This window comes from Saccharopolyspora sp. NPDC045839 (assembly GCF_056431645.1).
In genome coordinates this window covers 42,369-63,471 of record NZ_JBWKKH010000028.1, presented here as the reverse complement: position 1 = coordinate 63,471, position 21,103 = coordinate 42,369, and the positions used below count along the sequence as shown (strand labels likewise).

The following is a 21,103-nucleotide window of genomic DNA, read 5'->3' as shown; positions in this document are numbered from 1 at the left end:
AACGAATACGAGCCACGTAGATTCAGGACGACTCGCTCCGAGCATCCGGTCGATGACCACAAGTCACCGACCCGTCGCCGAAAGCCAAGGCACGTCGAGACTCGGAGGGTCTCCAATTTTAGGCAAAATCGGGCGTCCCCCGAACCGCCGCCTGGACCGCGTCGACGATCCGCTGCGGCGCTTTCGCCAGGTCTTCGGCAGTCACGACGATGACGTGCCACCCGTTGGCCCGCAACCACCGAAGCCGCTGCTGATCACGCCGGAACTGCTCGGGATCCGCATGCCAGGCGCCGTCGTACTCGACCAGCACCCGCGCCTCGTCGAAGCCAAGGTCGGCCCGTAGCAGCGAGCCGTTCTCCCCAGGAATCTCCAACTGCGGCACCGGATTTAGCCCAGCCATCACGAACATGACCCGGAGAACCGACTCGGGTGGTGACTCCGCCCGGTGGTCGAGGAACTCGAAGGCCCTCCGAGCCCGGCGGATTCCGTAGTCGTGCCGCCCCTCCAGATACCTTCCGATCGTGTCCTTGTCGATCACGCCAGCGTGCAACAACATGTCGCAAAGCCCCACCGCTTGGGTCAGCGAGTTCCGCATCAGGATGTCGAGCGCCGCTCGCTCCAACGTCGCGAGGCGAACGCCGGACCACTCAATGCTCTCGAATTCGTAGTGCCGCACAGCCCAGCATCGGATTCCGTGCAGCCTCTTGCACCCCTTGACCAGCACCTCGACTGGATCCTGCGGCCGGGCCAGAGGAACGCCGTGCAGCGTCGCTGCCGACTTCCCGGTTATGACCGCTCCGGGCGGAAGCTTCATCGCCACAGCACGACATCGGAGCTCGTGCGTGAGGGTCGTTTCCGAAGTCCGGTAGACACCGTGGATCACACGGCAGTACCCCGGGTTCCTCAGGTCGTGATCGGTCAGGCCGGCCTGGAGAGCTTCGACACGGGTGAACAGGCCGGGGCATTGGCCGACGGCGAGAACGTTGATAGTCATGGATCAAAGCTGATCAATGATGATCATCGCCACAAGGCCACCGGGCGAATCTGTGGACTACCGAGCCCCCTGTGCATGGTTGCCCACCCCCGCATGGGCGAAGACGTACCAGTTTTAGGCAAAATTGGACTTCCACCAGCCCTGTGCCGTGACCTCAAGGCCCGGGTGCGGGTCTCCAATTTTAGGCAAAATCGGGGACCCACCCACTGCGGTCAGGGGAGGGTTCGCATCGCCCGGGTCTGGGTGGCCCTGGTTTCGAGCTCTTCATCCGACGGGTAGTCGATCGCCGTCAGCGTCAGGCCGTGGGCCGGGGCCACCGCCGTTGTCCGGGTGGTGGATTCCAGGAGCTTCGCCGGCCACGGCTCCGCCTTGCGGCCGTCGCCGACCATCAGGAGCGTGCCCACCAGGCTCCGGACCATCGAATGGCAGAACGCGTCCGCGCTCACGTGCGCGACGACCAGGTGCTCCGCCACCCGCTCCCACTCGAAGCGCTGGAGCTCGCGCACCGTCGTCGCACCGTCCCGCGGCTTGCAGTACGCCGCGAAGTCGTTGAGCCCCAACAACTCCTGCGCCGCGGCGTTGAGCGCCGCCACTTCCAGCGGCCGGTTCCAGGCGAGCGTGTCCCGGCGCCGCAGCGGGTCCACGCCCCACGGCGCATCCGACACCTGATACCGGTAATGCCTCCGCAGAGCCGAGAACCGCGCGTCGAACGCCGTCGGCACCACTCGTGCCCCCAGCACCCGCACGTCCGGCGGCAGGATCCGGTTCCACCGGTGGACCATCCGCCCCAGGTCCGGAATCCCCTGCTCGTCAACGGAAATCCGCCCACCACCGGCCGGGTCGTGGGGCACGACGTCGAAGTGCACGACCTGACCCGAAGCGTGCACCCCGGAGTCCGTCCGCCCCGCGACCACCACGTGCCGCGGCACCGACCGCCCCGGCGGCTGCTTCGCCAGCGCATCCTCCACCAGGCCCTGCACGGTGCGCTGGCCCGGCTGCGTCGCCCAGCCGCAGAAATCCGTTCCGTCGTAGGACAAATCGAGGCGCACGCGAACGAGCCCGCCCTCCCCAGCGGGAGCGACGGGCTCGTCCACAGCAGTACTACGTGCCTGAATCAGGACTCGTCCTTCTTCTCGGCAGCGGTGTCCTCGGCCTTGGCCTCGGTCGCCTCCGGGGCCTCAGCGGCCTCGGTGGTCTCCGCCTGAGCCTCGGTCGCCTCGGCCTTGGGGGCCTCCTCGTCCTTGGCGAACTTCGTACCGCGAGCGGCCTCCGCCTCGGTGGTGACGAGCTGCTCGGTCACCAGCGCGATGACGGCCATCTTCGCGTTGTCACCCTTGCGCGGCATCGTCTTGATGATGCGGGTGTAACCGCCGTTGCGTTCCGCGAAGTGCGGACCGATCTCCGCGAAGAGCTTGTGCACGACGTCCTTGTCGCGGATGGTCTTCATGACCTCGCGACGGTTGTGCAGGTCGCCCTTCTTGGCTTTGGTGATCAGCCGCTCGGCGATCGGCCGCAGCCGCTTCGCCTTGGCCTCGGTGGTGGTGATCCGACCGTGCTCGAACAGCGAGGTGGCCAGGTTGGCCATGATGAGCCGCTCGTGCGCCGGCGACCCGCCGAGACGCGGACCCTTGGTCGGGGTGGGCATCGGTTGCTCCTCTCAGGGCGCGCCGGTGTACCCCGGACGCGCAACACAGCTACAGCTGCTCTGTCTCCGCGTAGTCCTGACCGTCGTCGTAGCCGTTGTCCTCGACGGGCCCGACCGCGCCGACGGTGGTCTCCTCGGAGGACCAGCCTTCGGACGGGTACTCGGCCGCCGCGGCCGACGGGTCGAATCCGGGCGGGCTGTCCTTGAGCGCGAGCCCAAGGCCGGCCAGCTTCATCTTGACCTCGTCGATGGACTTCGCACCGAAGTTGCGGATGTCCAGCAGGTCGGCCTCGCTGCGCGAGACCAGCTCGCCGACGGTGTGGATGCCCTCCCGCTTGAGGCAGTTGTAGGAGCGCACCGTCAGGTCGAGGTCCTCGATCGGCATCGCGTAGGCCGCGATGGTGTCGGCTTCCGCCGGCGACGGGCCGATCTCGATGCCCTCGGCATCGATGTTGAGCTCGCGGGCGAGCCCGAACAGCTCGACGAGGGTGCGTCCCGCCGAAGCCACCGCGTCGCGCGGGGTGATCGACGGCTTGCTCTCCACGTCGAGGATCAGCTTGTCGAAGTCCGTGCGCTGCTCGACACGGGTCGCCTCGACCTTGTAGGTCACCTTCAGCACCGGCGAGTAGATCGAGTCCACCGGAATGCGGCCGATCTCGGCGCCGGTCTGCTTGTTCTGCATCGCGGGGACATAGCCACGACCACGCTCGACGACGAGCTCGATCTCCAGCTTGCCCTTCGCGTTGAGGGTGGCGATGTGCAGGTCGGGGTTGTGCACCGTGACGCCCGCCGGCGGCACGATGTCGGCCGCGGTGACCTCACCCGGACCCTGCTTGCGCAGGTACATCGTCACCGGCTCGTCTTCCTCGGAGCTGACGACCAGCTCCTTGATGTTCAGGATGACGTCGGTGACGTCTTCCTTCACACCCGGAATCGTGGTGAACTCGTGCAGCACACCGTCGATGCGCAGGCTGGTGACCGCCGCCCCCGGGATCGAGGAGAGCAGGGTACGACGCAGCGAGTTGCCGAGGGTGTAGCCGAAGCCCGGCTCCAGCGGCTCGATGACGAACCGGGAACGCGTCTCCGACACCGCCTCTTCGGACAGTGTGGGTCGCTGGGAGATGAGCACTTCGTTTTCCTTTCCTCACGACGCCCGCTATTTGACGCCGATGGAATGGCGTTGCCCGCGAAGCGCGGGCCGGTGGCGGATTCCTGCACCGCCACCGCTGGCTGCGAGCCGCCGGCGGCCGTACCCCGAAGGGAGCCGCCGGCGGGACGCGTCACTTCGAGTAGAGCTCGACGATGAGCTGCTCGGTGACCGGAGTGTCGATCTGCGCGCGCTCCGGGCGCTGGTGCACCAGGATCCGCAGGTTCGAGGGCACGACCTGCAGCCAGGCCGGAACCGGACGCTCGCCCAGGGTCTCCTTGGCGATGATGAACGGCGTGGTGCCCAGGGACTTCGGCTTGACGTCGACGATGTCCCACTTCGAAACCTGGAAGCTGGGGACGTTCACCTTCTTGCCGTTGACCGTGAAGTGGCCGTGGCTGACCAGCTGACGCGCCATGCGGCGGGTGCGGGCCAGGCCGGCCCGGTACACGACGTTGTCGAGCCGGGACTCCAGCAGCTGCAGGAGGTTGTCACCCGTCTTGCCGGGGCGCCGGTTGGCGTTCTCGTAGTACGAGCGGAACTGGCGCTCCAGCACACCGTAGGTGAACTTCGCCTTCTGCTTCTCCTGGAGCTGCAGCAGGTACTCGGTTTCCTTGATGCGCGCGCGACCGTGCTGACCCGGGGGGTACGGACGGCGCTCGAACGCCTGGTCACCACCGACGAGGTCAACCTTGAGACGGCGGGACTTGCGGGTCGCGGGACCGGTATAACGTGCCATCTTTGTCTACTCCTTCCCGCGCCTCAGACCCGACGCCGCTTCGGCGGCCGGCAGCCGTTGTGCGGCTGCGGGGTCACGTCCTGGATGGTGCCGACCTCAAGACCGGCGGCCTGCAGCGACCGGATCGCCGTCTCGCGGCCCGAACCCGGACCCTTGACGAAGACGTCGACCTTCTTCATGCCGTGTTCGGCGGCCTTGCGGGCCGCGTTCTCGGCGGCCATCTGCGCGGCGAACGGGGTGGACTTGCGAGAGCCCTTGAACCCGACGTGGCCGGCGGAGGCCCAGGCGATCACCGCACCGGTGGGGTCGGTGATCGAAACGATGGTGTTGTTGAACGTGCTCTTGATGTGCGCCTGGCCGTGAGCGACGTTCTTCTTTTCCTTGCGCCGCACCTTCTTGACGGCGCCAGCGCGAGACTTGGGTGGCATGGCTTTAGCTGACTCCTAGCGAGGCTTACTTCTTCCCGGCCTTCTTCTTGCCGGCGACCGTCTTCTTCGGCCCCTTGCGGGTACGGGCGTTGGTCTTCGTCCGCTGCCCGTGAACCGGCAGGTGCCGGCGGTGCCGAAGCCCCGCGTAGCAGCCGATCTCGATCTTCCGGCGGATGTCGGCCTGGACCTCGCGGCGGAGGTCACCCTCGACCCGGTAGCTGCTCTCGATGTAGTCGCGCAGCTTGGTCAGCTGCTCGTCATCGAGGTCGCGCGGGCGGGCGTCGGGCGAGATTCCGGTCGCGGAGAGGATCTCCTTCGACCGGGTCTTGCCGATCCCGTAGATGTAGGTGAGCGCGATCGCCATGCGCTTTTCGCGCGGCAGATCAACGCCGACGACCCGTGCCATCTGGCCGGTTCTCCTTCGTTTTTCCAGGTCTGCTCCCTTGCCGCCCCCGCAACTGGTGCGGAGCCCCGGCCTGGTCCGGGGGTCAGTCGGCCCGCGTTAGGCCGACAGGTCAAGGGAGTTCTTCTCAATCCTTGCGACGCTGTGCTGCGCTCAGCCCTGACGCTGCTTGTGACGGGCGTTGTCGCAGATCACCAGCACCCGCCCATGACGGCGGATGACCTGGCACTTGTCGCAGATTCGCTTCACACTCGGCTGGACCTTCACGGTCGTGCTCTCCTGCTCGGACGCGTGTCCGGTCACCCGGACACCGTGGAGGTCACTTGTAGCGGTAGACGATGCGCCCACGGGAAAGGTCGTACGGCGAGAGCTCCACCACGACCCGGTCCTCGGGCAGGATGCGGATGTAGTGCTGACGCATCTTGCCACTGATGTGTGCGAGGACCTTGTGGCCGTTCTCCAACTCGACACGGAACATCGCGTTGGGAAGCGGTTCGATCACCCGACCCTCGACCTCAATGGCCCCGTCTTTCTTGCCCATGTCCTCCGCGTTTCGTGACGGTGACGGTTTGCGGACCTAAGTCCCGCCGCGTGCACCGGAGGCCCCGGCACCCACGACGGGCACACCGCAGCCCGGCCCGAAACACCGATGACGACCCGATCCGGATGTTCGGAAGCGGATACCCAGGCACAACGAACCGGCGCTACGAGTGCGCCGATGTTCCACTGTACGCCCCGCCGATCGGGCACTCCACATCGGGGCAGCTCAACGCCGCCCTGGTTACTCCGCGCAACACTGATGTCACGCTGCACCACTGCGGCGGGTTGCGTGGGCGCTCCGAGCCTCACTACGTTCGATCACGCTCGACACCGGGGTCGAGGCCGACGCCGTGGGACAACCGAGGAGAAGCGTGACACCCCAGCAGGACCAGCAGATCGGCAAGGTCGGGCAGAACACGACCAGCAAGCTGGACGAGTACCGGACCTTCTTCCAGACCGCGGTGCGCAACCCCAGGATGGTCGGGGCGGCGACTCCGACGTCCGCCGCCGTCGCCGCCACGGTGGCCCAGGTGGTGCCGACCACCGGCACTCCGGTCGTGGTCGAGCTCGGTCCCGGGACCGGCTCGTTGAGCGACGGCATCCACCGCCGGCTGCCCACGGGCGCCCGGCACGTCGGGATCGAGCTCGGCGAAGGCATGGTCGAGCACCTGCGGACCCACAAGCCGTGGATGGAGATCGTGCACGGCGACGCGAGCGACCTGCTCGCGCTGCTGGACAAGCACAACATCGACCGCGTCGACGCCGTCATCAGCAGCATCCCGTGGTCGCTGCTGCCGAGCGACGCGCAGAACCACATCCTGCGCCAGGCCGCCGAGGCGCTCGCCCCGCAGGGTGCGTTCACGGCGCTGACCTACCTGCCGGCCGACCAGACGCCGGGCGGCCGCCGCTTCCGCGCCCGCCTCGCGCAGACGTTCGACGAGATCATCACCCACACCACCTGGCGCAACATCCCGCCGATCCTGCACTACATCTGCCGCCGGCCCCTGCGCTGAGACCCTGACCGGGGGTGGTTCGGGTCTCGTCCGGGGCAACCCCGGAGGCCGCCGGGCACGACGGGGGCGCAGGCTTTGCGCATGAGCGAGAGCACCCCCGCAACGCGACTTCGTGAAAACGCCCTGCCACGCGCTGCGACCCGCGGACCGCAGCGGGACGCTGCGATGGAAGCACCAGCTACCACCGCCGCGTTCGGCGAACGGGCAGGAGCAGCCGTGAGCAAGCGAAAGAAGCTGCGCGAGTACTGGACGTTCCTGAGCCGCGCGGTCCGCCGGCCGTCGACGTTCGGGGCCGTGCTGCCGACCTCCCGGCACGTCGCGGCCGCGGTGGCCACCGTGGTGCCCAGCTTCGGCACGCCGACGGTGCTGGAACTCGGCCCGGGCACCGGTGCGCTCAGCAGCCCCATCCAGCGCCGGCTGTCCGGGGGCGCGCGGCACCTCGCGGTCGAGATCGACCAGGAGATGGTCCGCTACCTGCACCGCACCAAGCCCTGGCTGGAAGTCATCGCGGGCGACGTGACGCACCTGCGCGAACTGCTGGACGCCGCCGGGGTCGACCAGGTCGACGCGGTCATCAGCAGCATCCCGTGGACCCTGCTGCCGCCGGACAAGCAGCGCGAACTGCTGGAGCAGGCGGTCTCGGTGCTGGCGCCGGGCGGGGTGTTCACCACGGTCACCTACCTGACGACGCTGTGGCGACCGTCCACCCGCGAGTTCGTGTCGGCGCTGGAGGACACCTTCGACGAGGTGCTGCCGCGCACCACGATCTGGCGGAACGTGCCCCCGGCCCGCATCTACACCTGCCGCCGGCCGAAGTGACGGCACCCCAACCCGACGCAAGTTCCATTGAAATCAGACATTCGATTTCCATTGAAATCGAACAAGTTGTCCACAGCCTGCGGCGTGTCGTGGCCCGACACGCCGCAGGACCCGATCAGTCCTCGGCGGCGGTGAGGACCCAGGGGCCGTCTTCGGTGATCGCCACCGTGTGCTCCCAGTGCGCCGCACGGGAGCCGTCGTCTGTCACGACCGTCCAGGCGTCGTCGAGCTCCTCGGTCTCCGCCGAGCCCAGCGTGAGCATCGGCTCCACCGCGATCGCCATGCCGACCCGCAGCTTCGGGCCGCGCCCGGGCTTGCCGAGGTTCGGCAGGAACGGCTCCATGTGCATCTGGGTGCCGATGCCGTGCCCGCCGTACTCGGCGATGATCCCGTACTCCAGGCCGTCGGCGTTCGCCGCCGCGCGGGCTGCGGTCTCCACCGCGTGGGAGATGTCGGTGAGCCGGTTCCCGGCCCGGACCTGCTCGATGCCGGCCCACATGCTGGCCTCGGTGGCCGCGGACAGGGCTCGGTCCTGCGCGCTGACCTCGCCGATCGCCAGCGTCACCGCGGAGTCGCCGTGCCAGCCGTCCAGGATCGCGCCGCAGTCCACCGACAGCAGGTCGCCCTCGGCGAGGACCTCGCTGCGGGACGGGATGCCGTGCACCACCTTCTCGTTCAGCGATGCGCAGATCGACGCCGGGAACCCGTGGTAGCCCTTGAACGACGGCACCGCGCCGGCGTCCCGGATCACCTGCTCCGCGACGGCGTCCAGCTCACCGGTGGTCGCACCGGGCTTCGCGTGCTCGGTCACCGCGGCCAGCGCGCGGGCGACGATCAGGCCGGCGGCACGCATCGCCTCGATCTCGCCCCGCGACTTGAGCTCGATGCCCTTACCCCGACGCAACAAGGCACTCACCTTCAGGATTCTTTCTAGGATTGCGGTTCCGGCCGGCCGCCGCTGCGACCGGCCGACCGGCTCAAGCGCGGTTGCGCAGCGCTTCCAGCGCGCGGGCCGTGATCTCCTCGATCGAGCCGACGGCGTCGATCTTGACGATCCGGTCGCTGTAGAACTCCAGCAGCGGCTCGGTCTCCGACCGGTAGACCGCCAGCCGGCGCCGGATGATGTCCTCGGTGTCGTCCGCGCGCCCACGAGCGAGCATGCGCGTGACGAGCTCTTCCTCCGGCACGTCGAACTGCAGCACCGCGGTCAGCTCCGTGCCGCGCTCGCGCAGCATCTCGGCCAGCACCTCGGCCTGCGTGGTGGTGCGCGGGTAGCCGTCGAGCAGGAAGCCCTTGGCCGCGTCGTCGTCGGAAAGGCGGTCGCGCACCATCTCGTTGGTGACCTCGTCCGGGACCAGGTCGCCGGTGTCCAGGTAGCTCTTGGCCTTCTGGCCGAGCGGAGTGGCGTTGCCGATGTTCGCGCGGAACAGATCTCCGGTGGAGATGTGCGGGACGTCCAGCTGCTCGCTGAGCACGGCTGCCTGGGTGCCCTTGCCCGCACCAGGCGGGCCGACGAGAACCAATCGCACCAAGGGTCTGCCTCCGAATCAATCCGTTCGCGCGCCAACTGCTGACGAGCTCCGCGGGCGCCCACCTGCATCGGGGCAGCCGCGCTCACACCCTACGCATGGGGCGACGCACCAGGTCGCCCCACCCGCAACAGGGGTATCCGGGCATGCGTCGACGCGCGCCCGGACCGTCCAGCCTACCGGAGGAAACCCTCGTACTTGCGCTGCGTGAGCTGGCTCTCGATTTGCTTCACGGTGTCCAGACCGACGTTGACCATGATCAGCACCGCGGTGCCGCCGAACGGGAAGTTCTGGTTCCCGCCCTGGCCACCGGTGATGCCGAGGAAGAAGTTCGGCAGGATCGCGATGATGCCCAGGTACAGCGAGCCGGGCAGCGTGATCCGGGACAGCACGAAGCTCAGGTACTCGGCGGTCGGCCGACCGGGCCGGATGCCCGGGATGAAGCCGCCGAACTTCTTCATGTCGTCCGCGCGCTCTTCCGGGTTGAACGTGATCGACACGTAGAAGTACGCGAAGAAGATGATCAGCGACATGTACAGCAGGATGTGCACCCAGCTGGACGGCGACACGATGTAGGTCTGGATGAACCGCGCCCACCAGGTGTCCTGGTTGCCGGCGAGCTGGCCGAGCAGCTGCGGCAGGTACAGCAGCGAGGAACCGAAGATGACCGGGATGACACCGGCCTGGTTCACCTTCAGCGGCAGGTACGTGGAGGTCCCGCCGTACATCCGGCGGCCGATCATGCGCTTGGCGTACTGCACCGGGATCCGGCGCTGGGCCTGCTCGATGAAGACCACGGTCGCGATGATCACGACGGCGAAGGCGCAGACCACGGCGAACACCAGGCCGCCGTGCGACTGCAGGATCGCGCCGCCCTCGGCCGGGATCCGCGAGGCGATCGAGACGAAGATCAGCAGCGACATGCCGTTGCCGATGCCGCGCTCGGTGATCAGCTCGCCCATCCACATCAGCACCGCGGCGCCGGCGGTCATGACGACCACGATGGTGATCAGGTTGAGCACCGAGTCGTCCGGGATGACCGACGTCGAGCAACCCTGGAACAGCTGGCCGCGGACCGCGAGCGCCACGATGCCGGTGCCCTGCAGGATCGCCAGCGCGATCGTCAGGTACCGCGTGTACTGGGTCAGCTTCGACTGGCCGGACTGGCCTTCCTTCTTCAGCTGCTCGAAGCGCGGGATGACCACCTGCAGCAGCTGGATGATGATGCTCGCGGTGATGTAGGGCATGATGCCCAGCGACAGCACCGACAGCTGCAGCAGCGCACCGCCGCTGAACAGGTTGAGCAGCGAATAAACGCTCTGCGAACCGCTGCCCTGGATCTCCTCGATGCACTGCTGGATGTTCGGGTACGACACCCCGGGAGCGGGGATCGTGGCACCGAGCCGGTAGAGCACGACCATGCCCAGGGTGAACAGGATCTTGCGGCGCAGGTCCGGCGTCGCCAGAGCCGAGCGGAAGGCGCCGAGCACGCGAACCTCCTGTACGCGAGCCGGTCGGAACCGGCCGGGAAAGATGCGGCAATTTCCGCAGCACCCGATGTTTACGGCACTGCCGGGGCGACTCTAGCAGGCCCTAACGCGGCCACGGACGGCGACCGAAGCCTCACTGCTGATCACGGCGTCAGCCATTGGCGAACAAAGACATTCACAATTTCCCCGAAAACCGGGAAAACCACGCGGCAGCGTTCCCGGAATCCGCGAAATCGGCAGCGTCGCAGCGCAATTCGAGGGCGCGCAAGTCCGAGTTGTCCGATCGGGAACGTCCCGCGCACTTCACCTGATCGGGAAAAGGCCGAGGGCCGGGCGACTTGTCGTCGCCCGGCCCTCGGCTGGGTTAACCGTTCTCAGCGGTCCAGCTTGGTGACCGAACCACCCGCAGCGGTGATCTTCTCCTGGGCGCTGCCGGTGAACGCGTGCGCGGTCACCTCCAGCTTGATGCCCTCCAGATCCCCGTCGCCGAGGATCTTCACGAGCTCGTTCTTCTTGACGAGACCCTTGGCGATCAGCTCGTCGATGCCGACGGTGCCGCCCTCCGGGAACGCCTGGACCAGCCGACCGATGTTCACACCCTGGTACTCGGTGCGGAAGCGGTTCTTGAAGCCCTTCAGCTTCGGGAGCCGCATGTGGATCGGCATCTGCCCACCCTCGAAGCGAGGGGAGACGTTCTTGCGAGCCTTGGTGCCCTTGGTACCGCGGCCCGCGGTCTTGCCCTTGGAGCCCTCACCGCGACCGACGCGGACCTTGTCGCGCTTGGCGCCGGGGGCCGGACGCAGGTCGTGCAGTTTGATGACCATGTCAGTCGACCTCCTCGACCGTCACCAGGTGACGGACGGCGTTGATCATGCCGCGCACGTTGGAGTCATCCGGACGCACCACGGACTGACGGATCTTGCGCAGCCCGAGGGTGCGCATGGTGTCGCGCTGGTTCTGCTTGGTGCCGACCAGACCACGCACCTGGGTGATCTTCAGCTGTGCCATGTCGATCAGGCCCCCTGCTGCGCCGCACGGGCCCGCATGATGAACGCCGGCGCGACGTCCTCGAGCGGCAGGCCGCGACGAGCCGCGACCTCCTCCGGACGCTGCAGCATCTTCAGCGCGGCGACCGTGGCGTGCACGATGTTGATCGGGTTGTCGCTGCCCAGCGACTTGCTCAGCACGTCGTGGACACCGGCGCACTCCAGCACCGCACGCACCGGGCCACCGGCGATGACACCGGTACCGGCGCTGGCCGGACGCAGCAGCACGACGCCGGCGGCGTCCTCGCCCTGCACCGGGTGGGTGATGGTGCCGCCCAGGCGCGGGACGCGGAAGAAGTTCTTCTTCGCCTCCTCAACGCCCTTGGCGATGGCCGCCGGAACTTCCTTGGCCTTGCCGTAACCGACACCGACCATGCCGTCGCCGTCGCCGACGACGACCAGCGCGGTGAAGCTGAACCGCCGGCCACCCTTGACGACCTTCGCGACGCGGTTGATGGTCACGACGCGTTCGAACTGCGGGGTCTTCTCTTGGGCCGCCCCGCCACGGCCGCCGTCGCGGCGGTCCCGGCGGTCCTTGCCGCCGGACTCCCCGCCCTCACGCCGAGTGCGTCCAGGCATCAGGCGTCCCTTCCGTTCTCGTTCTTAGCCACTTGTCAGAACTCCAGTCCGCCGTCACGGGCGGCGTCGGCCAGCGCGGCCACGCGACCGTGGTAGGCGTTACCGCCGCGGTCGAACACGACCTTGTCGATGCCGGCGTCCTTGGCACGGGCGGCGACGAGCTCGCCGACCTTCGTGGCCTTGGCCTTCTTGTCGCCCTCGAAGGCCTGGACATCGGCTTCCAGGCTGGTAGCCGAGACCAGGGTGTGGCCCTTGGTGTCGTCGATGACCTGCGCGACGATGTTGCGCAGCGAACGGGTCACGACGAGGCGCGGGCGCTCGGCGGTGCCGACGATCTTCTTGCGGATGCGCGTGTGCCGCTTGGCACGGGCAAGCCGACGCTTGGTCGAGATGTCCTTGCCCACCGGCTTGCGCTTGGTAGCTGTCGTCTCGCTCATGGTCACTTACCCGTCTTCCCGACCTTGCGGCGGATGATCTCCCCTGCGTAGCGGACACCCTTGCCCTTGTACGGGTCGGGCTTGCGCAGCTTGCGAATCCTGGCCGCGATCTCGCCGACCAGCTGCTTGTCGATGCCCTGGACCGAGAGCTTGGTCGGGCCGTCGACCGCGAACTGGATGCCTTCCGGCGGTTCGACCACGATGGGGTGGCTGTAGCCGAGGGCGAACTCGAGGTTCGACCCCTTCTGCATCACGCGGTAACCGACGCCGTGGATCTCCAGGTTCTTCTGGTATCCCTGGCTGACGCCGATCACCATGTTGTTCACCAACGTGCGGGTGAGCCCGTGCAGCGAACGGCTTTCCCGCTCGTCGTTGGGGCGCTTCACCAGCACCGCGCCGTCCTCGTCCTTCTCGACGATGATCGGCTCGGCAACCTGGTGGTGCAGGCTGCCCTTGGGGCCCTTGACCGTCACCGCCGGGCCGTCGATGGTCACCTCGACGCCGGAGGGGACGGTGATCGGCAGCTTTCCGATGCGCGACATTGCCGCTCCTCCTCCCTTACCAGACGTAGGCGAGGACTTCCCCGCCCACGCCCTTCTTCATGGCCTGCCGGTCGGTCAGCAGACCGCCGGAGGTCGAGATGATTGCGACGCCCAGGCCACCCAGCACCTTCGGCAGGTTGGTGGACTTGGCGTAGACCCGCAGGCCGGGCTTGGAGACCCGGCGCAGGCCCGCGATGCTCCGCTCGCGGTTCGGGCCGTACTTGAGCTCGACGACGAGCTGCTTGCAGTTCTCGCCCTCTTCGACGCGCGAGCCGGACACGTAGCCCTCGCGCTTGAGGATCTCGGCGATGTTCGCCTTCAGCTTGGAGTGCGGCATCACGACCTCGTCGTGGTATGCCGAGTTTCCGTTGCGCAGACGCGTCAGCATGTCTGCGATCGGATCGGTCATCGTCATGACCTGCTCAACCTTTCTCGTCTGGTTCCGATGGGCCCCGATCGCGCACCACCCTGAGGTGGACGTCTGGGCCCTGGCCTGGACGAAGTTCGGGGTTTCCCGGCCGAGCAGCCGGTTCCCTTGTCAATTCGCGTGCAAGCACGGCTTTCGCCGCGGAGCGTGGGCATCAGCCCTGGTAGCGCCTGCTGAGGGTACCGGCAATCGGTATCACCCCAGCAGGCGGGCAGTCACCAGGAGGACTTGCTCACGCCGGGCAGCTCGCCGGCGTGCGCCATCTCGCGGAAGCACACGCGGCACAGCCCGAACTTGCGGAACACCGCACGCGGCCGACCGCAGCGCTGGCAGCGGGTGTAGCCGCGGACGTTGAACTTCGGCTTGCGCGCCGCCTTGATAACCAGCGCCTTCTTGGCCATCGCTCAGTTCTCCTTGAACGGGAAGCCCAGGTGCTTCAGCAGCGCCCGGCCCTCCTCATTGTTGGTGGCCGTGGTAACGACGGTGATGTCCATGCCACGCGGGCGGTCGATGTTGTCCGGGTTGATCTCGTGGAACATCGACTGCTCGTTGAGGCCGAACGTGTAGTTGCCCTTGCCGTCGAACTGCTTCGGCGACAGCCCGCGGAAGTCGCGGATTCGCGGCAGCGCGATGGTGACCAGGCGGTCCAGGAACTCCCACATCCGGTCGCCGCGCAGGGTGACCCGCGCACCGATCGGCATGCCCTCGCGGAGCTTGAACTGCGCGATGGACTTCCGGGCCTTGCGGATCTCCGGCTTCTGACCGGTGATGATCGACAGGTCGCGGACCGCGCCCTCGATCAGCTTGCTGTCCCGAGCGGCGTCGCCAACACCCATGTTGACCACGACCTTGACCACGCCCGGCGTCTGCATCACGTTGGAGTAGTCGAACTCCTCGTTCAGCGCCTGGCGGATCTCCTCGCGGTAACGGGTCTTCAGCCGCGGGACGATCTTCTCAGCGGTAGTCATGATCAGATGTCCTTACCGTTACGACGAGAGATGCGAACCTTCTTGCCGTCCTCACCGATGCGGTAGCCGACCCGGGTGGGCTTGCCGTCGGAGTCCACGACCATCACGTTGCTCACGTGGATCGTTGCTTCCTGGGTGACGATGCCGCCGGACTGCGCGCCACGCTCGGTCCGCGAGACCTTGGTGTGCTTCTTGATCCGGTTGACACCCTCGACCAGGACGCGCTGCTCCTGCGGGATGGCCTTGATGACCTTGCCCTTGGCGCCCTTGTCCTTGCCGGAGATGACGACGACCGTGTCGCCCTTCTTGATCTTCATCACAAAACCTCCGGCGCGAGCGAGATGATCTTCATGAACTTCTTGTCGCGCAGCTCGCGGGCGACCGGACCGAAGATACGGGTGCCCCGCGGCTCACCACCGGGCTTGACCAGCACCGCAGCGTTCTCGTCGAAACGGATGTAGGAACCATCCGCACGACGCTTTTCCTTCTTCTGCCGGACGATGACGGCCTTGACCACATCGCCCTTCTTGACACCGGCACCGGGGATGGCTTCCTTGACGGTCGCCACGATGATGTCCCCGAGGCCCGCGTACCGGCGACCCGACCCACCGAGGACACGGATCGTGAGGATCTCCTTGGCCCCGGTGTTGTCGGCGACACGCAGTCGCGACTCCTGCTGGATCACGTCTTTCTCCTGACCCTAAGTACCCGGACCTGGCCCGGGCACACTCTGGCGCGCCAAATTTCCGACCTGACGCGCGCGGTCAACTTCCGGCACGAGAACGGCCGGCCGCTGGGATGGTTCCCGGCGGCCGGCCGGCCGCACACCTTCGTTTACTTGGCCTTCTCGAGGATCTCGACCAGTCGCCAGCGCTTGCTGGCCGACAGCGGACGAGTCTCCATCAGCAGCACGCGGTCGCCGACACCGGCCGTGTTGGCCTCGTCGTGCGCCTTGACCTTGCTGGTCTGCCGCATGACCTTGCCGTAGAGCGCGTGCTTCTTGCGGTCTTCGAGGGAGACCACGATCGTCTTGTCCATCTTGTCCGAGACGACGTAGCCCTCGCGCACCTTGCGACGGTTGCGCTCCACGCCCTGTCCTTTCTCGCTCATGCCGCGCCCTCCTCAGCGCCTTCGGGGGAAACCGTCAGGCCCAGTTCGCGTTCACGCATGATCGTGTAGATCCGGGCGATGTCCTGCCGGACCGTGCGCAGCCGCCGGTTGTTGCTCAGCTGACCGGTGGCCATCTGGAAGCGGAGGTTGAACAGCTCCTCCTTGGCTTCCTTCAGCCGCTGCACGAGCTCCTCGGCGTTGAGTTCGCGGAGCTCGGATGCGGTGACACCCGCTGCCATCAGAAGTCACCACCCTCGCGGGACACGATCTTGCACTTCATCGGGAGCTTGTGCGCCGCACGGGTCAGCGCCTCGACCGCCGTCTTCTCGTTCGGGAAGGTCAGCTCGAACATGATGCGTCCGGGCTTGACGTTGGCGACCCAGGCCTCCGGCGAACCCTTACCGGAACCCTGACGGGTTTCGGCGGGCTTCTTGGTCAGCGGGCGGTCCGGGAAGATGTTGATCCACACCTTGCCGCCACGCTTGACGTGCCGGGTGATCGCGATACGAGCCGACTCGATCTGACGGTTGGTCACGTAGCCGTGCTCGACCGCCTGAATGCCGTACTCACCGAAGCTGATCCGGGTACCACCCTTGGCCATGCCCTTGCGCTTCGGGGCGTGGCTCTTGCGCCACTTCACCCTGCGTGGGACGAGCACGTCTCAGCCCTCCGTCTTCTCTTCAGCCGTAGCAGCCTGCGGCTGCTCGCCCTCCGCGGCCTTCTCGGCCTTGGCGGACTTGTCAGCTGCAGCGCGGTCCGCGCCACCGGCACCCCGGCGACGGCCACCGCGGTCCGGACGGCCACCGCGGTCACCGCGGTCACCGCCGCCGCGCGGCGGACGGACCTCGGACTCCTGCTGCTTCTGCTTCAGGCCACCGACCAGCTCGCCCTTGTAGATCCACACCTTGACGCCGATGCGCCCGAAGGTGGTGCGGGCCTCGAAGAAGCCGTAGTCGATGTCCGCGCGCAGCGTGTGCAGCGGAACCCGGCCCTCGCGGTAGAACTCCGAGCGGGACATCTCCGCGCCGCCCAGGCGACCCGAGCACTGCACCCGGATGCCCTTGACCTGCGACGAGCGCATGGCCGACTGGATGGCCTTGCGCATCGCGCGCCGGAAGGACACGCGGTTGGACAGCTGCTCGGCCACGCCCTGCGCGACCAGCTGGGCGTCCGCCTCGGGGTTCTTGACCTCGAGGATGTTGAGCTGGACCTGCTTGCCGGTCAGCTTCTCCAGCGAACCGCGGATGCGGTCCGCCTCGGCACCGCGGCGGCCGATGACGATGCCCGGCCGAGCGGTGTGAATGTCCACGCGGACCCGCTCGCGGGTGCGCTCGATCTCAACCTTCGAGATCCCAGCGCGCTCCATACCGCGAGACAGCTGCCGGCGGATCTTGACGTCCTCCGCGACGTACTCCGAGTACTGCTTGTCGGCGTACCAGCGAGACTTCCAGTCCGTGGTGATGCCGAGTCGGAAGCCGTGCGGGTTGATCTTCTGACCCACTACCGGGCACTCCCCTTCTGGCTCTTTCGGGACTTGGTCGCCGCCTTCGGCCGAGACTCGACCTCGACCGTGATGTGGCTGGTCCGCTTGCGGATCCGGTACGCACGACCCTGCGCGCGCGGCCGGAACCGCTTCAACGTCGGGCCCTCGTCCACGTACGCGTGGCGCACGACCAGCGTCTCGGGGTCGAGGGAGAGGTTGTTCTCAGCGTTGGCGATCGCACTGGCGAGCACCTTCGACACCGGACCGCTGGCGGTCTGCGGCGCGAACTGGAGCACGGCCAGGGCATCGGCGGCACTCCGGCCCTTGATGAGCTCGACCACGCGGCGCGCCTTCATCGGCGACACGCGGACGAACCGGGCCCGCGCCACTGCGTGCGGGAACTCCGCAGCAGTGTCGTCGGAACGGGCTGTCATCCTGCTACCCCTTGCTCTTACTCGTTCGTGTCACAGCCCCGGCTCAGCGGCGGCGCGACTTCCGGTCGTCCTTGACGTGGCCCTTGAAAGTACGGGTCGGGGCGAACTCGCCCAGCTTGTGCCCGACCATCGACTCGGTGACGAACACCGGGATGTGCTTGCGACCGTCGTGCACCGCGAAGGTGTGGCCCAGCATGTCCGGGATGATCGTCGACCGACGAGACCAAGTCTTGATCACGGTCTTCTTGCCCGACTCGTTAAGCACGTCCACCTTCTTGAGCAGGTGGTCGTCCACGAACGGGCCCTTCTTCAGGCTGCGTGGCATGTTTGCTTACCTCCCTGCTCAGCGCTTCTTGCCGGTACGGCGACGGCGGACGATGAGCTTGTCACTGGGCTTGCGGCGGCGGGTGCGACCCTCCGGCTTGCCCTTCGGGTTGACCGGGTGACGACCACCGGAGGTCTTGCCCTCACCACCACCGTGCGGGTGGTCCACCGGGTTCATGACGACACCGCGGACGGTCGGGCGCTTGCCCTTCCACCGCATGCGGCCGGCCTTGCCCCAGTTGATGTTGGCGTGCTCGGAGTTGCCGACCTCGCCGACGGTGGCCCGGCACCGCGCGTCCACGTTGCGGATTTCGCCCGAGGGCATCCGCAGCTGGGCGTACGGGCCGTCCTTGGCCACCAGCTGCACCCGGGCACCGGCCGAGCGAGCGATCTTCGCACCCTGTCCGGGGCGGAGCTCGATCGCGTGGATCACGGTGCCGGTCGGGATGTTGCGCAGCGGCAGGTTGTTACCCGGCTTGATGTCCGCACGCGCACCGCTCTCGATCGCGTCGCCCTGCTTGATGTTGTTCGGCGCGATGATGTAGCGCTTCTCGCCATCGGCGTAGTGCAGGAGCGCGATCCGAGCACTGCGGTTCGGGTCGTACTCGATGTGCGCGACCTTGGCCGGCACACCGTCCTTGTCGTTGCGGCGGAAGTCGATCACGCGGTAAGCCCGCTTGTGACCGCCACCCTTGTGCCGCGTGGTGATCTTGCCCTGAGCGTTGCGGCCCGCCTTCTTGTTCAGCGGACGCACCAACGACTTCTCCGGCTCCGACCGGGTGATCTCGGCGAAGTCGGACACGCTCGCGCCACGACGGCCCGGCGTCGTCGGCTTGTACTTGCGAATGCCCATTGTTAACGCAACCTCGTCCTAATCAGCACCGGTCAGGCGGCCGGTCCGCCGAAGATCTCGATCGGCTTGCTCTCCGGCGACAGGGTGACGATCGCCCGCTTGGTGTCCTTGCGCTTGCCGAACCCGGTGCGGGAACGCTTGCGCTTGCCGTTGCGGTTGATCGTGTTGACGCTGGTGACCTTGACGTCGAAGATCTTCTCGATCGCGATCTTGATCTCGGTCTTGTTCGAGCGCGGGTCCACCAGGAAGGTGTACTGGCTCTGCTCGAGCAACCCGTAGCTCTTCTCGGAGATCACCGGCGCAAGGATGATGTCTCGCGGGTCGGCGCTCACTGCTCTGCCTCCTCTGCGGAAGACGCGGCGGCCTTGACCGACCGGCCCTTGACCGGGCCCGCGACGAAGCGCTCGTACGCGGCCTTGGTGAACACAACGTCGTCGCTGTTGAGCACGTCGTAGGTGTTCAGCTGACCCGGGTCGATCAGGTGCACGTTCTGCAGGTTCCGCAGGCTCAACCAGGAGTTCTCCTCCTCGTGGCGGTTGAGCACGATCAGAACCTTCTTGGCCTCGGTCCAGTTCCGCAGCGCGGTCTTGGCGGACTTGGTGGACGGCGTCTCGCCGCCGACCACGCCGGTGACCACGTGCAGCTGGCCGGCGCGAACCCGGTCGGAGAGGGCACCGCGCAGGGCGGCGACCTTCATCTTCTTCGGGGTCCGCTGCGAGTAGTCCCGCGGCTGCGGCCCGTGAACGATGCCACCACCGGTGAACTGCGGGGCCCGGATGGAGCCCTGCCGGGCGTTGCCGGTGCCCTTCTGGCGGTACGGCTTCTTGCCGCCGCCGGACACCATGCCACGCGTCTTCGTGGAGTGCGTGCCCTGGCGCGCGGCGGCCAGCTGGGCCACCACGACCTGGTGCATCAGCGCCACGTTGGCCTGCACGTCGAAGATCTCGGCGGGCAGTTCGACGGTGCCGTCGGTCTTACCGTCCGGGGTACGGACATCGAGCGTCAGGCTCATCACGCACCACCCTTCGCGGGACTCTTAACCAGGACCAGGCCGCCCTTGGGGCCGGGGACGGCACCCTTGATCAGCAGCAGGCCGGTCTCGGACTCCACCTTGTGGACCTTCAGGTTCTGCGTGGTGACGCGGTCGGAACCCATCCGCCCGGCCATCCGCATGCCCTTGAACACGCGACCGGGGGTGGCGCAGCCACCGATGGAACCCGGCTTGCGGTGCACCGCCTGGGTACCGTGGCTGGCGCCCTGGCTGCGGAAACCGTGCCGCTTGATGGTGCCCGCGAAGCCCTTGCCCTTGCTGGTGCCGACGACGTCGACCACCGCGCCCGCCTCGAAGAGGTCCGCGCCGATCTCCTGGCCCAGCTCGTACTCACCGGCGTCGGCGGTGCGCAGCTCCACGACGTGGCGGCGCGGGGTGACGCCGGCCTTGGCGAAGTGGCCGCTCCGCGGCTTGTTCACCTTGCGCGGGTCGATGGCGCCGAACGCCAGCTGCACGGCCGCGTAGCCGTCCTTTTCGGGGGTCCGAATCTGGGTCACCACGTTCGGCCCGGCCTGGACGACGGTCACCGGGACAATCCGGTTCTGGTCGTCGAAGACCTGGGTCATGCCGAGCTTGGTGCCCAGAATCCCCTTGATCTGCCTGTCAGACATAGGTCTCGTTCTCTCCAGCTACCTCGTCGCCGCGCTTACTGGATGTTCACGTCGACGCTGGCCGGCAGGTCGATGCGCATCAGCGCGTCAACCGTCTTCGGCGTCGGTTCGAGGATGTCGATGAGCCGCTTGTGCGTCCGCATCTCGAAGTGCTCCCGCGAGTCCTTGTACTTGTGCGGGGAGCGGATGACGCAGTAGACGTTCTTCTCCGTGGGCAGCGGCACCGGCCCAACGACCCGAGCGCCGGTGCGCGTCACGGTCTCGACGATCTTGCGTGCGGACGCGTCGATCGCCTCGTGGTCGTAGGCCTTGAGCCGGATGCGGATCTTCTGTCCCGCCATAGTGGCTTGCCGTTCCTCTAGTCTCGTGCCGCGGTTTCGTCTTGGGTGCGGGTGCACCGCACCCTCGCGGGCGGTGGTGCCCCACGCGGCCTCGGCCTTGCGTCATCCCGATGCCGGGAGGCGCCACAGCTCTCAGTCCGCCCCTGTTCA

35 protein-coding genes are annotated in these 21,103 nt (G+C 67.3%); 2 read left to right on the top strand and 33 right to left on the bottom strand.

All coding sequences use genetic code 11. The features are described 5' to 3' along the window. Positions 1–118: 118 nt before the first annotated feature. From AC07EQ_RS31355 to infA, 9 genes are all read right to left on the bottom strand, one after another. Positions 119–676 carry an endonuclease domain-containing protein gene (locus AC07EQ_RS31355; protein ID WP_478391447.1) on the bottom strand — a complete coding sequence of 186 codons (558 nt, stop codon included), beginning with the start codon at positions 674–676 and terminating at the stop codon, positions 119–121. A 530-nt stretch (positions 677–1,206) separates the two neighbouring features. Further along, positions 1,207–2,043: a tRNA pseudouridine(38-40) synthase TruA gene (gene truA / locus AC07EQ_RS31350; protein ID WP_478391446.1), complete on the bottom strand. Its 837-nt coding sequence runs from the start codon at positions 2,041–2,043 to the stop codon at positions 1,207–1,209. A 65-nt stretch (positions 2,044–2,108) separates the two neighbouring features. After that, positions 2,109–2,639, bottom strand: a complete 531-nt coding sequence (rplQ, locus tag AC07EQ_RS31345) for a 50S ribosomal protein L17 (RefSeq protein WP_132493020.1) — start codon at positions 2,637–2,639, stop codon at positions 2,109–2,111. A 49-nt stretch (positions 2,640–2,688) separates the two neighbouring features. After that, on the bottom strand, positions 2,689–3,768 hold the full coding sequence (locus tag AC07EQ_RS31340) for a DNA-directed RNA polymerase subunit alpha (RefSeq protein ID WP_132493021.1): 1,080 nt from the start codon (positions 3,766–3,768) through the stop codon (positions 2,689–2,691). A 151-nt stretch (positions 3,769–3,919) separates the two neighbouring features. Then, positions 3,920–4,525, bottom strand: coding sequence for a 30S ribosomal protein S4 (rpsD, locus tag AC07EQ_RS31335; protein WP_132493022.1), 606 nt, complete (start codon positions 4,523–4,525; stop codon positions 3,920–3,922). Positions 4,526–4,548: 23 nt separating this feature from the next. Next, positions 4,549–4,953 carry a 30S ribosomal protein S11 gene (rpsK, locus tag AC07EQ_RS31330; RefSeq protein ID WP_132493023.1) on the bottom strand — a complete coding sequence of 135 codons (405 nt, stop codon included), beginning with the start codon at positions 4,951–4,953 and terminating at the stop codon, positions 4,549–4,551. A 25-nt stretch (positions 4,954–4,978) separates the two neighbouring features. Continuing rightward, positions 4,979–5,359 (bottom strand): 30S ribosomal protein S13, encoded by a 381-nt coding sequence (gene rpsM / locus AC07EQ_RS31325; RefSeq protein ID WP_132493024.1) that lies wholly within the window; start codon positions 5,357–5,359, stop codon positions 4,979–4,981. A 150-nt stretch (positions 5,360–5,509) separates the two neighbouring features. Next, positions 5,510–5,623, bottom strand: coding sequence for a 50S ribosomal protein L36 (gene rpmJ / locus AC07EQ_RS31320; RefSeq protein ID WP_010315372.1), 114 nt, complete (start codon positions 5,621–5,623; stop codon positions 5,510–5,512). A 52-nt stretch (positions 5,624–5,675) separates the two neighbouring features. Beyond that, positions 5,676–5,897: a translation initiation factor IF-1 gene (gene infA, locus AC07EQ_RS31315; RefSeq protein ID WP_009948665.1), complete on the bottom strand. Its 222-nt coding sequence runs from the start codon at positions 5,895–5,897 to the stop codon at positions 5,676–5,678. Between the two features lie 370 nt (positions 5,898–6,267). On the opposite strand from infA, the gene AC07EQ_RS31310 reads away from it, so the two are divergent. Both AC07EQ_RS31310 and AC07EQ_RS31305 read left to right on the top strand, forming a co-directional pair. Continuing rightward, on the top strand, positions 6,268–6,909 hold the full coding sequence (locus AC07EQ_RS31310) for a class I SAM-dependent methyltransferase (RefSeq protein WP_478391445.1): 642 nt from the start codon (positions 6,268–6,270) through the stop codon (positions 6,907–6,909). Positions 6,910–7,125: 216 nt separating this feature from the next. Beyond that, positions 7,126–7,728: a class I SAM-dependent methyltransferase gene (locus tag AC07EQ_RS31305; protein ID WP_478391444.1), complete on the top strand. Its 603-nt coding sequence runs from the start codon at positions 7,126–7,128 to the stop codon at positions 7,726–7,728. 115 nt (positions 7,729–7,843) lie between these two features. Here the strand turns inward: AC07EQ_RS31305 and map are convergent, their stop codons facing one another. From map to rpsJ, 24 genes are all read right to left on the bottom strand, one after another. Next, entirely contained in the window at positions 7,844–8,635 is a 792-nt protein-coding gene (map, locus tag AC07EQ_RS31300; RefSeq protein ID WP_478391498.1) for a type I methionyl aminopeptidase, read from the bottom strand. Positions 8,636–8,705: 70 nt separating this feature from the next. After that, on the bottom strand, positions 8,706–9,260 hold the full coding sequence (locus AC07EQ_RS31295; protein ID WP_478391443.1) for an adenylate kinase: 555 nt from the start codon (positions 9,258–9,260) through the stop codon (positions 8,706–8,708). 173 nt (positions 9,261–9,433) lie between these two features. Further along, a complete protein-coding gene (secY, locus tag AC07EQ_RS31290; protein WP_132493027.1) occupies positions 9,434–10,747 on the bottom strand; it encodes a preprotein translocase subunit SecY in 1,314 nt (437 codons plus the stop codon). A gap of 374 nt (positions 10,748–11,121) precedes the next feature. Next, positions 11,122–11,571 (bottom strand): 50S ribosomal protein L15, encoded by a 450-nt coding sequence (gene rplO, locus AC07EQ_RS31285; RefSeq protein ID WP_132493028.1) that lies wholly within the window; start codon positions 11,569–11,571, stop codon positions 11,122–11,124. Position 11,572: 1 nt separating this feature from the next. Beyond that, the gene (rpmD, locus tag AC07EQ_RS31280; protein WP_132493029.1) at positions 11,573–11,755 is read right to left on the bottom strand and encodes a 50S ribosomal protein L30; all 183 of its coding nucleotides are present in this window, start codon (positions 11,753–11,755) and stop codon (positions 11,573–11,575) included. 5 nt (positions 11,756–11,760) lie between these two features. Beyond that, positions 11,761–12,372 carry a 30S ribosomal protein S5 gene (gene rpsE / locus AC07EQ_RS31275; RefSeq protein ID WP_132493030.1) on the bottom strand — a complete coding sequence of 204 codons (612 nt, stop codon included), beginning with the start codon at positions 12,370–12,372 and terminating at the stop codon, positions 11,761–11,763. Positions 12,373–12,407: 35 nt separating this feature from the next. Further along, positions 12,408–12,809, bottom strand: a complete 402-nt coding sequence (gene rplR / locus AC07EQ_RS31270) for a 50S ribosomal protein L18 (RefSeq protein WP_235884041.1) — start codon at positions 12,807–12,809, stop codon at positions 12,408–12,410. Between the two features lie 2 nt (positions 12,810–12,811). Further along, entirely contained in the window at positions 12,812–13,351 is a 540-nt protein-coding gene (gene rplF / locus AC07EQ_RS31265) for a 50S ribosomal protein L6 (protein ID WP_478391442.1), read from the bottom strand. 16 nt (positions 13,352–13,367) lie between these two features. Next, positions 13,368–13,766, bottom strand: a complete 399-nt coding sequence (rpsH, locus tag AC07EQ_RS31260) for a 30S ribosomal protein S8 (RefSeq protein WP_010315396.1) — start codon at positions 13,764–13,766, stop codon at positions 13,368–13,370. A 227-nt stretch (positions 13,767–13,993) separates the two neighbouring features. Continuing rightward, positions 13,994–14,179 (bottom strand): type Z 30S ribosomal protein S14, encoded by a 186-nt coding sequence (locus AC07EQ_RS31255; protein WP_010315398.1) that lies wholly within the window; start codon positions 14,177–14,179, stop codon positions 13,994–13,996. A gap of 3 nt (positions 14,180–14,182) precedes the next feature. Beyond that, on the bottom strand, positions 14,183–14,746 hold the full coding sequence (gene rplE / locus AC07EQ_RS31250; protein ID WP_132493032.1) for a 50S ribosomal protein L5: 564 nt from the start codon (positions 14,744–14,746) through the stop codon (positions 14,183–14,185). Between the two features lie 2 nt (positions 14,747–14,748). Next, a complete protein-coding gene (gene rplX / locus AC07EQ_RS31245) occupies positions 14,749–15,063 on the bottom strand; it encodes a 50S ribosomal protein L24 (RefSeq protein ID WP_478391441.1) in 315 nt (104 codons plus the stop codon). Beyond that, positions 15,063–15,431, bottom strand: coding sequence for a 50S ribosomal protein L14 (rplN, locus tag AC07EQ_RS31240; RefSeq protein ID WP_010315405.1), 369 nt, complete (start codon positions 15,429–15,431; stop codon positions 15,063–15,065). Before rplN ends, rplX begins: the two co-directional genes overlap by 1 nt. 149 nt (positions 15,432–15,580) lie before the next feature. Then, positions 15,581–15,856, bottom strand: a complete 276-nt coding sequence (rpsQ, locus tag AC07EQ_RS31235; RefSeq protein WP_132493034.1) for a 30S ribosomal protein S17 — start codon at positions 15,854–15,856, stop codon at positions 15,581–15,583. Continuing rightward, on the bottom strand, positions 15,853–16,095 hold the full coding sequence (gene rpmC / locus AC07EQ_RS31230; protein WP_093265636.1) for a 50S ribosomal protein L29: 243 nt from the start codon (positions 16,093–16,095) through the stop codon (positions 15,853–15,855). Before rpmC ends, rpsQ begins: the two co-directional genes overlap by 4 nt. Next, positions 16,095–16,514, bottom strand: a complete 420-nt coding sequence (gene rplP, locus AC07EQ_RS31225) for a 50S ribosomal protein L16 (protein WP_358388963.1) — start codon at positions 16,512–16,514, stop codon at positions 16,095–16,097. Before rplP ends, rpmC begins: the two co-directional genes overlap by 1 nt. 3 nt (positions 16,515–16,517) lie before the next feature. Next, positions 16,518–17,357 carry a 30S ribosomal protein S3 gene (gene rpsC, locus AC07EQ_RS31220; RefSeq protein ID WP_132493036.1) on the bottom strand — a complete coding sequence of 280 codons (840 nt, stop codon included), beginning with the start codon at positions 17,355–17,357 and terminating at the stop codon, positions 16,518–16,520. Next, positions 17,357–17,773 carry a 50S ribosomal protein L22 gene (rplV, locus tag AC07EQ_RS31215; RefSeq protein WP_093265641.1) on the bottom strand — a complete coding sequence of 139 codons (417 nt, stop codon included), beginning with the start codon at positions 17,771–17,773 and terminating at the stop codon, positions 17,357–17,359. The genes rpsC and rplV overlap by 1 nt, the downstream gene beginning before the upstream one ends. A 43-nt stretch (positions 17,774–17,816) precedes the next feature. Beyond that, positions 17,817–18,098 carry a 30S ribosomal protein S19 gene (rpsS, locus tag AC07EQ_RS31210; RefSeq protein ID WP_093265642.1) on the bottom strand — a complete coding sequence of 94 codons (282 nt, stop codon included), beginning with the start codon at positions 18,096–18,098 and terminating at the stop codon, positions 17,817–17,819. 18 nt (positions 18,099–18,116) lie between these two features. After that, positions 18,117–18,950: a 50S ribosomal protein L2 gene (gene rplB / locus AC07EQ_RS31205; protein ID WP_093265644.1), complete on the bottom strand. Its 834-nt coding sequence runs from the start codon at positions 18,948–18,950 to the stop codon at positions 18,117–18,119. 32 nt (positions 18,951–18,982) lie between these two features. After that, a complete protein-coding gene (rplW, locus tag AC07EQ_RS31200; protein ID WP_132493037.1) occupies positions 18,983–19,282 on the bottom strand; it encodes a 50S ribosomal protein L23 in 300 nt (99 codons plus the stop codon). Continuing rightward, positions 19,279–19,962: a 50S ribosomal protein L4 gene (gene rplD, locus AC07EQ_RS31195; protein WP_132493038.1), complete on the bottom strand. Its 684-nt coding sequence runs from the start codon at positions 19,960–19,962 to the stop codon at positions 19,279–19,281. Before rplD ends, rplW begins: the two co-directional genes overlap by 4 nt. Then, complete coding sequence (gene rplC, locus AC07EQ_RS31190) at positions 19,962–20,612, bottom strand: 50S ribosomal protein L3 (protein WP_478391440.1); 651 nt, start codon at positions 20,610–20,612, stop codon at positions 19,962–19,964. The genes rplD and rplC overlap by 1 nt, the downstream gene beginning before the upstream one ends. A 35-nt stretch (positions 20,613–20,647) precedes the next feature. Then, positions 20,648–20,953, bottom strand: a complete 306-nt coding sequence (gene rpsJ, locus AC07EQ_RS31185; protein ID WP_009948626.1) for a 30S ribosomal protein S10 — start codon at positions 20,951–20,953, stop codon at positions 20,648–20,650. Between the last annotated feature and the right edge of the window lie 150 nt (positions 20,954–21,103).